Origin of the sequence: Streptosporangium sp. NPDC001559 (genome assembly GCF_042893955.1) — a bacterium.
Taxonomy (GTDB): domain Bacteria; phylum Actinomycetota; class Actinomycetes; order Streptosporangiales; family Streptosporangiaceae; genus Streptosporangium.
Genome location: NZ_JBIAVG010000002.1, coordinates 585,504 through 599,435 on the forward strand (window position 1 = coordinate 585,504; position 13,932 = coordinate 599,435).

Annotated in this window: 11 protein-coding genes; 5 read left to right on the top strand and 6 right to left on the bottom strand. The window is 71.3% G+C overall.

The features are described from left to right. Positions 1 to 4 precede the first annotated feature (4 nt). The 3 genes from ACFYY8_RS06755 to ACFYY8_RS06765 all read right to left on the bottom strand — a co-directional run bounded on the left by ACFYY8_RS06755 (position 5) and on the right by ACFYY8_RS06765 (position 4,641). Entirely contained in the window at positions 5 to 1,363 is a 1,359-nt protein-coding gene (locus ACFYY8_RS06755) for a S8 family serine peptidase (RefSeq protein WP_390037895.1), read from the bottom strand. Between the two features lie 265 nt (positions 1,364 to 1,628). Next, positions 1,629 to 3,515, bottom strand: a complete 1,887-nt coding sequence (locus ACFYY8_RS06760; protein ID WP_390037897.1) for an LCP family protein — start codon at positions 3,513 to 3,515, stop codon at positions 1,629 to 1,631. A 145-nt stretch (positions 3,516 to 3,660) separates the two neighbouring features. Next, the gene (locus ACFYY8_RS06765) at positions 3,661 to 4,641 is read right to left on the bottom strand and encodes a neutral zinc metallopeptidase (RefSeq protein WP_390037899.1); all 981 of its coding nucleotides are present in this window, start codon (positions 4,639 to 4,641) and stop codon (positions 3,661 to 3,663) included. Between the two features lie 736 nt (positions 4,642 to 5,377). Between ACFYY8_RS06765 and ACFYY8_RS06770 the strand changes: the two genes are divergently transcribed. Both ACFYY8_RS06770 and folP read left to right on the top strand, forming a co-directional pair. Next, entirely contained in the window at positions 5,378 to 6,247 is an 870-nt protein-coding gene (locus ACFYY8_RS06770; RefSeq protein ID WP_352009372.1) for a LysR family transcriptional regulator, read from the top strand. A gap of 92 nt (positions 6,248 to 6,339) precedes the next feature. Then, complete coding sequence (gene folP, locus ACFYY8_RS06775; protein WP_390037901.1) at positions 6,340 to 7,182, top strand: dihydropteroate synthase; 843 nt, start codon at positions 6,340 to 6,342, stop codon at positions 7,180 to 7,182. Between the two features lie 333 nt (positions 7,183 to 7,515). Here the strand turns inward: folP and ACFYY8_RS06780 are convergent, their stop codons facing one another. The 3 genes from ACFYY8_RS06780 to ACFYY8_RS06790 are packed head-to-tail and all read right to left on the bottom strand — an operon-like array spanning position 7,516 to position 10,281. After that, the gene (locus tag ACFYY8_RS06780; protein ID WP_390037903.1) at positions 7,516 to 8,157 is read right to left on the bottom strand and encodes a TetR/AcrR family transcriptional regulator; all 642 of its coding nucleotides are present in this window, start codon (positions 8,155 to 8,157) and stop codon (positions 7,516 to 7,518) included. Between the two features lie 59 nt (positions 8,158 to 8,216). Then, positions 8,217 to 9,617, bottom strand: a complete 1,401-nt coding sequence (locus ACFYY8_RS06785; protein WP_390037905.1) for a sensor histidine kinase — start codon at positions 9,615 to 9,617, stop codon at positions 8,217 to 8,219. Continuing rightward, on the bottom strand, positions 9,607 to 10,281 hold the full coding sequence (locus tag ACFYY8_RS06790) for a response regulator transcription factor (RefSeq protein WP_352009376.1): 675 nt from the start codon (positions 10,279 to 10,281) through the stop codon (positions 9,607 to 9,609). The genes ACFYY8_RS06785 and ACFYY8_RS06790 overlap by 11 nt, the downstream gene beginning before the upstream one ends. A gap of 183 nt (positions 10,282 to 10,464) precedes the next feature. Here ACFYY8_RS06790 and ACFYY8_RS06795 point away from each other — a divergent pair, with 183 nt between their 5' ends. The 3 genes from ACFYY8_RS06795 to ACFYY8_RS06805 all read left to right on the top strand — a co-directional run bounded on the left by ACFYY8_RS06795 (position 10,465) and on the right by ACFYY8_RS06805 (position 13,830). Beyond that, positions 10,465 to 11,583 (top strand): outer membrane lipoprotein carrier protein LolA, encoded by a 1,119-nt coding sequence (locus ACFYY8_RS06795; protein WP_390037907.1) that lies wholly within the window; start codon positions 10,465 to 10,467, stop codon positions 11,581 to 11,583. Positions 11,584 to 11,774: 191 nt separating this feature from the next. Next, entirely contained in the window at positions 11,775 to 12,782 is a 1,008-nt protein-coding gene (locus ACFYY8_RS06800) for an ATP-binding cassette domain-containing protein (protein ID WP_390037909.1), read from the top strand. Positions 12,783 to 12,804: 22 nt separating this feature from the next. Further along, positions 12,805 to 13,830: an ABC transporter permease gene (locus ACFYY8_RS06805; RefSeq protein WP_390037911.1), complete on the top strand. Its 1,026-nt coding sequence runs from the start codon at positions 12,805 to 12,807 to the stop codon at positions 13,828 to 13,830. Positions 13,831 to 13,932 lie beyond the last annotated feature (102 nt).

A 13,932-nucleotide genomic window follows, 5' to 3' on the forward strand; every position in this document is an offset into this window, starting at 1 on the left:
GCCGCTACGCCACACGCAGGTCTCTGCGCCGCAGTGCGGCGAGAACCCCCGCGACGTCCAGCAGGCCGTAGCCGTAGTCGTAGTCGTATCCGACGCCGCCCCGGTCGTCCGCGGTGCGGTGCAGCAGGGTGCGCAACTGCGAGGGGGACAGCGTGGCGGCGGGCCAGCGGGTGCGGATGGCCGCGACCAGTCCGGCGGCGACGGGGCAGGCCGCGGAGGTGCCCGAGTCGGGCTCGCCCTCGCCGAAGGCCCCGGAGCCGGAGAAGTGGGTGTAGGAGCAGATGTCGGGCTTGCGCTGGGCGAGACGGCCGGGCCCCTGGGAGGAGTAGCCGACCCGCTCGCCCTCGGTGTCCGCACCGGCGACGGACAGCACGCTCGGGTGCGAGTTGGCGCCGCCGATCGGGCGGTCGGGGTAGGCGCACCGGCGGTCCCTGCAGTCGCGCCCGCAGTTGCCCGCGGCGAACAACACGTCGGCGCCCGCCTGCTCAAGACTGGAGACGATCAGGTTGAACGGGTGGGCCGCGTTGTCGGAGTAGTTGCCGGGGTGGCCGACGGGGAAGTCCCATTCGGGGGAGAAGGAGCCCCAGCTGTTGCTGACGACCAGAGACCGGGTCGCGGCGGGCAGGGAGTCGAGCACGGTGCGCAGGTGGGAGAAGGCGGCGACGGCGTCGGAGAGCAGGCCGTCCATCTCCGAGCCACCGGGACGCCGGGAGAGCAGCACGGGGATGTCGATCAGCGACGCCTTCGAGGCGCTGATCAGCGCGTCGAAGGCGCACATCGTGCCGTGGTCGACCTCGAACTGACCCGCGGTCCCGGAGACGCCGGAGGGGTTCCAGCTGTGGGCGGAGTCGATGACCGGGGTGTGGCCGATGCGCTGGGCGACGTGTGCGGCGTTGATGCCGGTGTCCACGATGGCAAGGGGGACGCCGGAGCCGTCCAGCCCCTCCGACCTGAGCTCGGCGACGCGCAGCAGCCGCTCCACGTCGTGCCAGTCGCCGACGGGGGCGTCGCCGCCGCAGACGATGCTCGACCCGATCACCGGGTCGGCGTGCACCCCGATGACGTCGGAGCGGGTGTTGGGCAGCAGCGTGACCCTGGTGGAGAGCTCGTCGTCGGAGATCTCGCCGCGGACCAGGACCGAGGCGTGCTCGGCCGCGAAGGAGAAGGTCAGCGCCTGGTTCAGGGACAGGGGGTCGCCCCCGGCCGCGGGCACGGGACGGGGCACCGCGACCGGGACGAAGGAATGGTCAAGGACGACCCCGGGCAGGCCGTCGGACACGTCGGCCGTGGTCGTGGCGACACCCGGGTCGGCCACGGCCGCGACGATGTCGGGGGTTGGGCGGAGCTGGATCAGGACTCGCATGGCGCACCACCGGATTCGAGGGGATCGAACTCTCCCCACGTTCCTGCATTTCCGGCGGCCCCGTCCAGCCGTGAAAAATGCCTCTGAGCAGGCCTTATGCCGTCAATCCCATCAAAACGCCGGGATTGATTTCCTTCTCCGGAAGGTCGCCGATCACTGTCCCGGCGGACATGATCGCGGCACCGGGAGCCCTCGCCCGCCTGCCACCGGACCCCTGTGCGGGCGGGCACCGAACCGGGTGCCCGCCCGCACAGGACGGAGTGGGTCAGAAGCCGCAGATCTCGCTCAGCGACTTGGCGGTGGCGCCGTTCTGGGTGGGCGTCTCGTGCGGTGTCTGCGGCGCCGTCCGGTGCGGCGTGGGCCGCCCGGACGAGGGGGTCGTCGAGGGGGTCGCCGTGGGCGTGCCGGCGCCGTCGCCGCCCGTGGGGGAGGCCGTCGCCCCGCTCACGCCCGGCGAGGCCGTCACCCCCGCGGCCTGGGCCCGGCGGGCGGGCCGCTCGGACTGGCGCAGCGCCCTGACGGTCGCGGCGCGGATCTTCCGCCAGTCGGGGGAGCCGGAGTAGAACTCCGGCGGCACGAACTGCAGGCTGGTGATCCTGGCGTTCTTGACCTTGAGGGCCAGCTCGGTCAGCGGGTCGAGCAGCTCACGGGGGATGTCGGTCTTGGCCATCTTCTTGGCGACGTTCGCGATCTTGACGAAGTTGGTGAGCACGACCGAGGGGGTCGCCTGCTGGGCGAAGGCGCCGATGACGCAGCGCTGGCGGCTCATCCGGGAGAAGTCGTCGCTGCCGACACGGGAGCGGCCGTACCAGAGGGCCTCCTCACCCGACAGCGTCCGGTAGCCCGCCCTGATCGTGCCCGCGGTGCCGTAGAGGCCGCCCCACGGGACGTCCCTGTCCACCCGGATCTTCAGGCCGCCGATGGCGTCGACCAGGTGGGCGAAGCCGAACATGTTGATCAGCGCGTAGTAGTCGATCCTCAGGTTGAGGGTGTAACCGATCGCCTCCATGAGAGCCCTGGGCCCGCGCTGACCGTCCTTGCCCTGGACGACCTCGGGGTGCTCCTCGCCGTACTGCCACACCTCGTTGAGCAGGCCGCCGCTGGGCAGTTCGCGCATGAAGCCGTTGGGGAACTGCCTGCCGAGCGTGCCGTCCGGAGGGAAGCGGACGTGCTGCAGGTTGCGGGGCAGGCTGAACATGACCGTGTTGCCGGTCGAGACCTGCACGCTGGCCACGGTCATGCTGTCGGTCCTGATGCCCTCCCTGTTGCCCGCGCCGTCGCCGCCGACGAGCAGGAAGTTCACCCGGTCGCGCCCGTTCCACGGGTCCTCGTGCTTGACGGGGACCACGGTCGGGTTGTCGCTCGAACTCTGGAAGATGGCGTTGGCCGTGTTCTTCGCGGTCAGCACGGTGTTCGCCACCAGTGCGAACGGCGACATCACCCCGACGCACAGCAGGCCGATCGCGACGCCGGAGACGATCTGCCCCCTGCCGCTGAGCCTCCTCGGGCGCAGGGAGACGTAGGAGGAGAGCACGATCAGGAACCAGGCGAGCGCTCCGGCGCCGGCCAGGGCCACCGCGCTCGTCAGCGTGCTGTCCCTGGTCAGGAAGCCCACGTTGCCGGGAAGGACGACGAACGCGACGACCGCCGCGGCGATCAGGAGCGCGGCGAAGACGCCCAGCAGCGCGTAGCCGGTACGGCGGTGCCCCGCACGCAGGTGGGCCGCGCCGGGCAGGACCACCGAGAGCCCGGTCCAGCCGACGAGCGAGGCGGTCGTCAGCGGCTTGGCGAACCCGGGCCGCTTCCCGGCCGGCCGCGCCGCGGGGGCGGAGCCCCGCGTGGGTCTCCCCGGGCCCTGTACGGAGCCCTGCGGGATCCGGGCGGCCTCCTCCGGGGCCTGGGCGGTCTCCCCGGCCCCCTCGACGGCCCCGGCCGAGGGAGGACCGGGAGCGCCAAGAACACCGGGAGCGCCAAGAACACCGGGAGCGCCGGGAACACCGGCGGTTCCGGGAGCGTCGGGGGTTCCCGGAGCACCGGGAACGTCAGGGGCGGCGGGGGTGCCAGGGGTGACCCCGCCCACCGGGTCCTGCTCAGGGGCGTGCCGTTTCCCGTCCTCGCCGGAAGAGTCCCCCGGGCCCTGCCCATGGCGCATGATCACACCGCTTCCTACTGCGTCCTACCCCGGTCCACCTGGCAAAACAGCCGAGGTCCCCCGATTACATGGAATTGGCAGGATTCTAGCCCCATACATGGACATGGCAGACAGACAACCAAACTTCGGTTAATGAGTATTTAAGCTATGACGTCGAGGAGGAGGAGGCCAGCCAGGTGTTGCACTGGAAGGTCTTGTTCTTCTCGTAGCCCTGGCGGAACCAGCGGTTGTTGTTCGCCGGGGTCCCGTGGTCACGGGGGTAGCCGGGCCAGTCCCCGACCCGCGAGTAGAAGTAGTAGAGCGTGTTGCGCCTGGCCGGGGTGACCGGATAGGTGCTCGCGACCGAGCGCATGAACATCCCGCCGAAGCAGGTGGCCTGGAGCTCGAACCTGCGGCTCAGCGCGAGCCTGCCGCTCCTGCTCGACGAGCGTTGCGTCTTCTGCCACCAGCTGTCGGACAGGCCGGTCAGCTGCTGCACGTGGTGGCCGTACTCGTGGGCCATCATGCTGATGATCGCGCCGTGCCAGCCGACGATCTGACCGTATCCGAGGCTGTTGCCCGATCCCTTGGCCATGGCGCCGGTCGAGGCGTAGATGGTGTGGTTGCGCGGGCAGTAGTACGGCACGATGCTGCCGATCTGAGGAAAGTCCCCGCACGCCCCGCGTCCCTTGCCCGAGACGATGGCGTAGCCCGGCGGGCTCCAGTCGATGCCCTGCTCGCCGAGGATTCGCGACCACCCCTTGTCCAGGCACCTGGAGGTCTTCAGGATCAGCCCCTTGAGCTGGCTGTGGCTGTAGATGCTCGGCGAACCCGCGGAGCAGCTCACCGTGGGCAGGCCTCCGGTCCGGTAGAGGGTGTTGCCCTCCAGGGTGGTGTTGCGGACGACCTCCTTGGAGGGGCTCGGCACGTCCGTCGGCTTCGTCTCCTGCGGCGTCTCCGTCGGGGTGGGCGTGGGTGTGAACGTGTCCTCGGTGGCCGGTCGCGAGGTCTCCAGGGGGGAGGGCGTGTAGGTGGGTACGGCGAAGTGCGGGGCCGAGTCCCGATAACGGTTCTTGATGAGCGACCCGGCGACCACGAGCCCGATGAAGAGCAGCGCGATCACGCCGAAGACGCTCACCACGATCACTCCGGCGCCTCCCGAGCGCCGCGGCGGCGGCTGCCACGGAGCGGGCGGGGTGGGAGGCGGTGGCGGGATCGGCGCGCCGTACGGCGGCCGCCCCTGGGGCGCCCCGGGGTACGGCGGCTGCCCCTGGGGTCCGGGCCGCGGGTAGCCCTGAGCGGGCGGCGGCGGATACCCCTGGCCCGCGGGCGGATAGCCCTGTGCTCCCTGGTTCTGCGGCGGATAGCCCTGCGGCGGGGCGGGCGGCGGCGCGGGCGGCGGCGCGGGCGGGTGACCGTATCCCTGGTTAGGGCCGGGCCTTGGGCGTCCCTGACCGGGCGGCGGGTAGCCGTAACCCGGGGGGAAACCCTGTCCCGGAGGGGGCTGCGGCGCGGACGGGTACGGCTGTCCGGGTACCCCCTGGGGCGGCGGCCCCTGCGGAGGTCCCTGAGGTGGTGCGGCGGGCCAGGCGGGAGGAGGCGGCGCGGAACGGGGGTGCCCCTGAGGGCCCTGGGGCCCCTGAGGCCCTTGAGGCCACGGTGGTTGTGGAGGGTTGTGCCCGTTGCCTGTCACGCTGTCTCCCCGTTAACCCGAGTGTCCGGCCGTCCATGAATGACCGGACTTTTATCGAATTTGGGGCGTAAGCATACTGATTTATCATCCGTCACGGATGTCGCTATATACGGTTACATTCTGAAATCGTCAAAGGTGATCTCTGCAATGTCCGGGACCGACCCCGGGCCCGTGTCCTAGCGTCGAAGCCATGAATCTGCAGCAGCTCCGCTACGTGGTCGCGACGGCGGAGCACCGCACCATGACAGATGCGGCCAGGTCGCTGTACATCGCGCAGCCCGCGCTTTCCCGCGCGATCAGAGACCTTGAGCGAGAGTTGGGAATGACGTTGTTCGCCCGTTCCGGGCGCGGCGTGGTCGTCACGGCGCAGGGACGCCGGGTGGTCAAGCTGGCCCGGGAGGCGCTCGACGCAGTCAGGGAGATCGAGGCGCTGTCCGCCCACGGCCACCAGGCCGACGCGGAACTGCGCATCGCCTCGACCCCCAGCCTCGAACCGGGGCTGGCCGGACGACTCCTTCCCGCCTACGCCGCCGAGCATCCAGGGGTGCGCGTGCACATCGTCCGTTGCGACGGACGGGACGGCGTGGTCAACGCCATCAGGGACCAGCGGGCCGATCTCGGCCTGACGGACCTGCCCGTCCCGGCCGACCTGGTCAGCCATCCACTGGAACGCCAGGAGATCGTGCTGATCTCCCCCTCCGGTCTGGACCTGCCCGACCCGGTCCCGATGAACAGGCTCAACGGCATGCGGCTGGTCATGCCCGTCCCCGGCAGTGCCCGGCGCAGGGAGTTCGACGCCCTGTTCACCAAGTACGGCATCGCTCCCGTGCCCGCCGTACAGCTCGACGAGCGCGGCAACTGGCTCAACACGGTCCGCTCGGGAGCGGCCTCCCTGCTGTGGTACCGGGGCATGGCCGAGCAGGCGGCCAGGGCCGGGCTGGTGGTCCGCTCCCTCGACCCCTCGGTCCGCAGGGTGATCGCCCTCGTCCACGCGCGGCGGCGGCTGCCCTCCGTCGCCCAGGACTTCGTCACGGTGGCCGAGGGTGGGTCGGCCGCCTGACCTCCACGTGAGGCACGGTTTCCCCAACCCCCGGAGGCGGCGCAGGTGGGAGCGCCCGCCTCTCCGGTACCGGCCCGATAGGCTCGGTGTCGATGACTATCTTGCGCCTGCGAGGCCGTGAGTTCCGGCCCGGCGAATTCGCGATCATGGCGGTGGTCAACCGCACCCCCGACTCCTTCTACGACAGGGGCAGGACCTACGGCTTCGAGGCCGCGCTCAAGGCCGTCGACGGGGCCGTCGAGGGCGGCGCGGACATCGTGGACATCGGCGGTGTCAAGGCGGGACCGGGTGACGAGGTGGACCCCGCGGAGGAGATCCGCCGGGTGGCCGGCCTGGTCGCGGCGGTCAGGGACCGTCACCCCGATCTGATCATCAGTGTCGACACCTGGCGCGCCGAGGTCGGCGAGGTCGTCGCCGAGGCGGGCGCGGACCTGCTCAACGACACCTGGGGCGGAGTCGATCCCGGATTGGCCGCCGTCGCGGCCGGGCACGGGATCGGGCTGGTGTGCGCGCACGCGGGAGGCGTGACCCCGCGCACCCGCCCGCACCGCATCGCCTACGACGACGTGGTCGCCGACGTCGTCGACCACACCGTCGGCCTCGCCGAGCGAGCGGCCGCCGCCGGGGTCGCCAGAGAGTCGATCCTCATCGACCCGGCGCACGACTTCGGCAAGAACACCCGGCACTCCCTGGAGATCAGCCGCCGTCTCGGCGAGATGGTCGGCACCGGCTGGCCGGTGCTCGTCGCGGTCTCCAACAAGGACTTCGTCGGCGAGACCCTCGGCGGGCTTCCGGTCGACGAGCGGCACGCCGGGACCATCGCCACCCTCGCGGTCTCCGCCTGGCAGGGCGCCCGGGTCTTCCGGGTCCACGACGCCGCCTCCGCCCGTGACGCCCTCGCCGTCGTCTCCGGACTGCGCGGATCAGGCCTCTGAGGAGGACCGGAATGGGATCGGGCCACCCGTGGGGGGAACGGGTGGCCCGATCGCGAGGCGGGGGCGCACCTCGCCTTTCGATGGGTCCTGTCCGCGGGCGGTCCCGCGACGGCGGCAGACGGTCCGTCCCGCAGGCCTGGGAACGCACGCCTGGCTCGTGCTGACGGTCTCGCCCGCCGGGGGTGCCCCGGCGGCCCTGAAGAGGCACAAGTGAGCGTCCCCATCGTGAACCCGCGACGGGTTTACCGCAATATCCTGACCGGGGTAAATCGATTTGTTATCTGGTCCGTCGCGTACCGTCCGCCGGAGGGAACCGAAGGTCACGGCCCTCGCTCACGACGGCGGCGGGTCACCCGGCAGGCCGAGGGCGTGGTGCACCACGTCGTGCATGTAGGCGCGGAAACGGCGCAGGATCTCCGGATCCCCGGGGCTCCAGTGGTTGCCCTCCTCGTCGAGCACCCCGCCGCGGGAGAAGGCGTGCGCCGACCACGTCACCGTCCAGACCGCGAACATCACGTCGGCGGACGGCGAGGCCAGGGACCGCAGGGTCTCGCTGATGCGCCGGACCACCGGCTGGACGTACTGCCGCTCCGGCTCGGTGACGTCGCTGGCGTCGGACAGCCAGCGGTGCATCCACAACGCGGCGATGTCGGGGTTCCTGACGCAGAAGTCGATGTAGCTGTCGAGCAGGCGGTGCACGGCTCCCGAGGGCTCCCGGAGGGGGTCTCCCGGAGGCGCGGTGGCGATCTGCGTGATCGTCCCCTCGAGATCGGCGAGTTCGGTCAGGTGGGCGCGCTCCATGACCGCGAGGTACAGCTCCCGCTTGCCGCCGAAGTGCTCGTTGAGCGTGGCGACGTCGACCCCGGCGGCCTCGGTGATCTGACTGGCCGAGGTTCCGTCGTAGCCAAGGGCGGCGAAGAGCCGCGTCGCGACCCGCAGGATCAGCTCCCGCTCGCCGCCGTCAGCGGAAGTCATGAGAGTGACGCTAGGTCTCCGGGCCCTTCCCGGCCAAGCACATGATGGACAAGCGTCGGTCAAGATAGCGGAAGTCGTATAACTGCCCGTAAACCAGGCGAGGCATCCTCCAGGTGCACCGCGCCGCCGTGGGCGTTGACCGTCTCCCTGACGATCGCCAGGCCGAGCCCGGAACCACCCTCGTCACGGCTGCGCGCGCTGTCCAGACGGGTGAAACGGTCGAAGACCCGCTCTCTGTCCGGTTCGGGGATGCCGGGGCCGTCGTCGGTGACGGTCAGCACCGCGTCCGCGCCCTCGACGCGCAACTCGACCACCACCGGGGCCGAGGTGTACCGCAGCGCGTTGTCCACGAGGTTGACCAGCACCCGCCCCAGGTCGAGCGCGTCGCCCGTCACCACGGCCGCCCCCGCGGGGGAGTCGTCCACCGGGGCGGGCAGCCGTACCGTGACGGCCTCACCGTAGCGCTCGACGGTCTGCTGGATGAGCTGCTCCAGCTCGACGGGCTCCCTGCGGGCGGGACCGTCCCGCTCGTCGAGCCTGGCCAGGGCGAGCAGGTCCTCGGCCAGCCTGGACAGGCGCATGGTGTCCTCAAGCACGCCCTCGGCCGTCTCCCGCCAGTCCTGCCCCTCGGGATGGCCGAGCGCGACCTCAAGCTGGAGACGGATACTGGCCAGCGGGCTGCGCAGCTCGTGCGCCGCGTCGGAGACCAGGGACCGCTGCCGCGCGTCGGCCTGTTCGAGCCGGGTCAGCATGTCGTTGAGGGTGGTGGCGAGGCTGTGCACCTCGTCCCTGGCCTCGGGCACCGGCAGCCGTCTGGAACGCGCGGTGCCGGTGATCTCGTCAGCGCCCCTGCGCAGCGCGGCGATGGGACGCAGCGTCCTGCCGATGATCACCCAGCTGGCCCCGGCGAGCAGCACGAGCAGCAGCGGCGTGCCGACGACCAGCACGTGACCGGCCGTACTGAGGCTGGTCTCCACCTCACGGAACGAGCGCGCCGAGATCACACTCTGCCCCCGGTCCGCGCTGAGCACCCGTACCCGCAGCAGATGCGGGATGCCGTACGGCTCGCCGTTGACGAAACTCGCCCTTCCCCTGGTGATCGCGGTGGCCCGCTCGGACGCGCTCAGCAGCGGCACCAGCCGGTCGGTGCCGGTGGTCGCGTGGGTGATCCGCCCCCGGCCGTCGATCACCTGCAGCAGCGTGCCGTCCGACGTGGTCAGCTCGTCCGGCAGCCGCCCGGCATCGGCCAGCGAGACCGTGTCGCGCGCCCGCTGGTAGATCGCGTCGTCGATGGTGGTGATCAGCGCCTGGCCCAGCACGCCGACCATCACGTACGCCGAGACGACCAGCGCGAGCGCGAGCACGGCGGAGGCGACCGCGGTCAGCCGGAAACGCAGGCTCTTGCGCCGCCACCAACCGGCCGTACGGCGCCCGCCCCCCGCGCGCGGGTCAGCCGCCATCGCCCGCGAGCCGGTACCCGGCCCCCCTGACGGTCTGCAGCGCGTTCCTGGAGAACGGGGCGTCGACCTTGCGGCGCAGGTAGCCCACGTAGACCTCGACCACGTTGGGGTCGGTGTCGAAGGTGTCCCACACGTGTTCCAGGATCTCGGACTTGGAGACCACCTCGTCGTGGTGGCGCATGAGGTACTCCAGGAGGGCGAACTCCCTGGGCGTCAGCTCGATCGGCTGCTGCCCCCTGGAGACCCGGCGCCGCGCGGGATCCAGGGTCAGGTCACCGGCCCGCAGCACGGCGGGGCGCCGGTTCGCGCCCCGGCGCAGCAGCGCCCTGAGCCTGGCGACCAGCACGACGTAGGAGAACGGCTTGGTCAGGTAGTCGTCGGCGCCCAGATCGAGGCCGTCGGCCATGTCGTACTCGCCGTCCTTCGCCGACAGCATCAGGATCGGCACCCAGTTCTCCTCGGCCCGCAACTGCTTGCAGACGTTGTAGCCGGAGATCCTCGGCAGCATGATGTCCAGCACGACCACGTCGTAGTCGCCGACCCTGGCCAGGTGCAGCCCCTCCTCGCCGTCATGCGCGAGGTCGACCGCGAACCCCTCGGCCTGCAGCCCACGCTGGAGCGCCGCGGCCATCCGCCGCTCGTCCTCAACGACGAGAACCCGCATCCCCCACCACCTCCGCCTTCGCCCCCATCTTCGGCCAGCGGCACTGAGAGACCGCTGAGAACCTGTGAGACCTCTCAGTCTGTCTCAGCTCCGGCACAGGAACGGTCACGCAAGCTGCCTTCAGAAACGATCGACGCACTACCGTAAAGGAGTGACATGTCTGAACGAACAAGGCGAAGCCGCGTGACGAGATGGGGTGTGCCGGTCGCTGCGATCGCGGTGGTAGCCGCGGCCATCGGAGCGGGCCCGGTCATCGCAGCCGTCCAGGGGGAGCCCACGCTCCCCGCGCGTACGGCGGAGCAGCTGCTCGCAGACGCCGCCAAGGCCTCCCAGTCCGGAATGAAGCCCATGTCGGGCACCGTCATTCAGACAGCCTCCCTGGGACTTCCCGGCCTGCCGGAGATCTCGGGCATGGGCGGTTCCTCACCCGCCGCGCTGCTGGCGGGCTCACACGAGCTCAAGGTCTGGTACGGCGGCGCGGACCGGCTCAGGCTGGCTCTTCCGGGCAAGATGAGCGAGACCGACCTGATCGTCAACGGGGACCAGGTCTGGCTGTGGCGCAGCGAGGACAACGAGGCCACCCGGATCAGCGGGGTGGACCCCGAGGCGCAGGACAAGCACGCCACCGCGCTTCCCTCCGCGACCACTCCGCAGCAGGCCGCGCAGCAGGTGCTGAGCAGGGCGGCCACGGACACCGTGGTGAGCGTGAGCAACACCGAGCGGGTCGCCGACCGCCCCGCCTACCAGCTCGTCCTGGCTCCCAAGGACGGTGCGTCCCTGGTCAAGGAGGTCAAGCTGGCGCTCGACGGGGAGACCTTCGTCCCCCTGCGGGTGCAGGTCTACGCCAAGAGCGCCGCCGAGCCGGCCTTCGAGGTCGGTTTCACCTCGGTCACGTTCACCCCGCCCGCCGCGGAGAACTTCACATTCACCCCGCCCGCGGGGGCGAAGGTGACCGAGCGGGCCGCCGACGAGTTCAGCAAGCAGGACCGGGCCAGGCAGGAACGGGAGCGGGCGCTGAAGGGCAGGGCCAAGGTCGTCGGGCAGGGCTGGACCTCGGTCGCGGTGCTTCCCTTCTCCGTCAAGGACCTCGGCGCGAACCAGTCCCAGGACGCGGACGGCCCGGCGGGGAACGCGAACGCCCTCGCGGACACCCTGCTGAGGTCGGCCAAGCAGGTCAGCGGGCCGTGGGGCAGCGGCAGGGTCATCCAGAGCAAGCTGCTCTCGGCGCTGCTGACCGATGACGGCCGCCTGCTGGTCGGCGCGGTCACCCCGGAGAGGCTGCAGGAAGCGGCGGCGAGCTGACGAACGGGACGCCGGGAGAGTCATGACTCCCGGCGGCCGGCCCCGGGGGACGCGCCAGCGTCTCCCGGGACCGGGACTCCGGCGGGGTGGGGCCCTACCCGCCCCGCCGGGCCACGCCCCAGGAACGACGCCGCGAGCGGAGGGCCGTCGCGCTCGAAGGCGGAGACGACACAGGCGACGATGGGAGAGCCATGCTGACCGTCCAGGAGGACAGATCCTCCTCCGCTTCCTCCGCTGTGCCTCCCGAGGCCCGCACGGAGGACCACTCGATCGTCACCCGCGGACTGACCAAACGCTTCAGGGGCGGCCAGGTGGCCGTGGACCACCTGGACCTGGCCGTGCCGAAGGGAAGCGTCTTCGGGTTCCTCGGCCCCAACGGCTCGGGAAAGACCACGACGATCCGTATGCTCCTCGGCCTGGTCGCCCCCTCGGAGGGCGGCTGGGAACTGCTCGGCACCGCCATGCCGGACGGCCTGCGGACGGCGCTGCCGAGGGTGGGCGCGCTGGTGGAGGGGCCGTCCTTCTACCCCTACCTGTCCGGTGCGGCCAACCTGCGCCGCTACGACGCGGCCGACCTCACGGTCGACCCCCGTACCGCCTCGGCCAGGATCGGCGAGGCCCTCGAAAGGGTCGGGCTCACGGCCGCCGCCCGCAAGCGTTACCGCGCCTACTCCCTCGGCATGCGTCAGCGCCTGGCGATCGCCGCCGCGCTGCTGCGGCCCAGGGAACTGCTGATCCTCGACGAGCCGACCAACGGCCTCGACCCGCAGGGCACCAGGGAGGTGCGCGGCCTGGTCAAGGAGATCGCGGCGGAGGGCACGACCGTGTTCGTCTCCTCCCACCTGCTGGCCGAGATCGAGCAGATGTGCTCCCACGTGGCCGTGATGCGGGCCGGACGGCTGGCCGCCCAGGGTCCTCTGGCCACCCTCAGAGCCGCGGAGGCGGTCAGGATCAGCGTCGAGACACCGGACGTCGCGGCCGCGGCGGCCGTACTGGCGGACCTGGGCCTGGCGGGGGTACGGCTCGGCGAGGACCGTGAGGACGAGGTGAGCGCAGAACTGGGCGAGGAGGCCGCCGAGCGGATCTGCGCCGAACTGGTCACCTCCGGTGTCGCGGTACGCGGCCTGGCCGTACGCCGCCCAAGCCTTGAGGACGTGTTCGTCGGCCTGACCGGAGAGGGTTTCGATGTCGCCGGCTGAGAAGGGTTCCCCGAACCAGACAATGACCGCCCCCCAGAACACCCTGAAGAAGGACATCCCGCCCCCCGAAGCCGACCGGTCCGACGCCTTAGAAGGCCCCGTCCCCAGTCCGGTCGAGCCGGGGGCTCCCGGCCTGGACGCGCCGGAGATCTCAGGCCTGACCCGCACCACAGAGGACAGCGGGAAGGCCCCCGGCCCGGGCGCGACGCCGCCAGGCGTCGCAAAGGGACGCAACCTCATGCGCTTCCTCTTCTCCGAGGTCGGGCTGACCTTCCGCAGGCCGAGGAATCTCGCCATGCTGGGGGTGCTCGTCCTGGTGCCGGTGCTGCTCGGCGTCGCGCTCAGGGCGTTCGGCGGTCCCGAGCCCGGTGACGGCGCTCCCGGCGTCTTCACCCAGATCACCGGCAACGGGCTGTTCCTCACCTTCGCCGCGCTCTCACTCCTGGTGCAGCTGCTGCTGCCGGTCTCGGTCGCGGTGGTCGCGGGGGACTCGGTCGCGGGGGAGGCGGGCATCGGCACGCTGCGCTACCTGCTGGCGGTTCCGGTGGGCCGCACCAGGCTGCTGGTGGTCAAGTACGCCAACGCGGTGATCTTCTGCCTGGCGGCCGTGGCGGCGGTCGCGTCGTCGGCGCTGCTCACCGGGCTGCTGCTGTTCCCGGCGGGGCCGATCACGCTGCTGTCCGGCGGGACGATCCCCATGGCCGAGGGGCTGCTGAGGATCGGGCTCGTCGTGCTGTACGTCGCGGCGGGCATGGCGGCGCTGGCGGCGATCTCGCTGGCGTTCTCGACGCTGACGGAGATCGCCATCGGCGCCATCGCCGCGACCGTGGTGCTGGTCATCGTCGCCCAGGTGCTCGGGGTCATCCCGCAGTTGTCCGGGCTGCGGCCGTACCTGCTGTCGAGCTGGTGGAGCGGTTTCGACGGGGTGCTGCGAGACCCGGTCGCCACCGGGGAGATGGGGCAGGGGCTGCTGGTGTTCGGCGCCTACATCGTGATCTTCGGTTCGATCGCGTGGGCCAGGTTCAGCGGCAAGGACATCAGCGGCTGATCCGGTCTGGGGAGGAGACGGCGGCGGGGGCCCGCGGAATCGATCCGCGGGCCCCCGCCGTCTGCTCTCATCTCCGCCGCGGCATCCCCGCACGGGCCTCCG

Bases quoted from the DNA above. Each gene is read 5' to 3' on its own strand.
- ACFYY8_RS06755 (WP_390037895.1), bottom strand. From the start codon at position 1,363: ATGCGAGTCCTGATCCAGCTCCGCCCAACCCCCGACATCGTCGCGGCC.
- ACFYY8_RS06760 (WP_390037897.1), bottom strand. From the start codon at position 3,515: ATGCGCCATGGGCAGGGCCCGGGGGACTCTTCCGGCGAGGACGGGAAA.
- ACFYY8_RS06770 (WP_352009372.1), top strand. From the start codon at position 5,378: ATGAATCTGCAGCAGCTCCGCTACGTGGTCGCGACGGCGGAGCACCGC.
- folP (WP_390037901.1), top strand. From the start codon at position 6,340: ATGACTATCTTGCGCCTGCGAGGCCGTGAGTTCCGGCCCGGCGAATTC.
- ACFYY8_RS06780 (WP_390037903.1), bottom strand. From the start codon at position 8,157: ATGACTTCCGCTGACGGCGGCGAGCGGGAGCTGATCCTGCGGGTCGCG.
- ACFYY8_RS06785 (WP_390037905.1), bottom strand. From the start codon at position 9,617: ATGGCGGCTGACCCGCGCGCGGGGGGCGGGCGCCGTACGGCCGGTTGG.
- ACFYY8_RS06790 (WP_352009376.1), bottom strand. From the start codon at position 10,281: ATGCGGGTTCTCGTCGTTGAGGACGAGCGGCGGATGGCCGCGGCGCTC.
- ACFYY8_RS06800 (WP_390037909.1), top strand. From the start codon at position 11,775: ATGCTGACCGTCCAGGAGGACAGATCCTCCTCCGCTTCCTCCGCTGTG.
- ACFYY8_RS06805 (WP_390037911.1), top strand. From the start codon at position 12,805: ATGACCGCCCCCCAGAACACCCTGAAGAAGGACATCCCGCCCCCCGAA.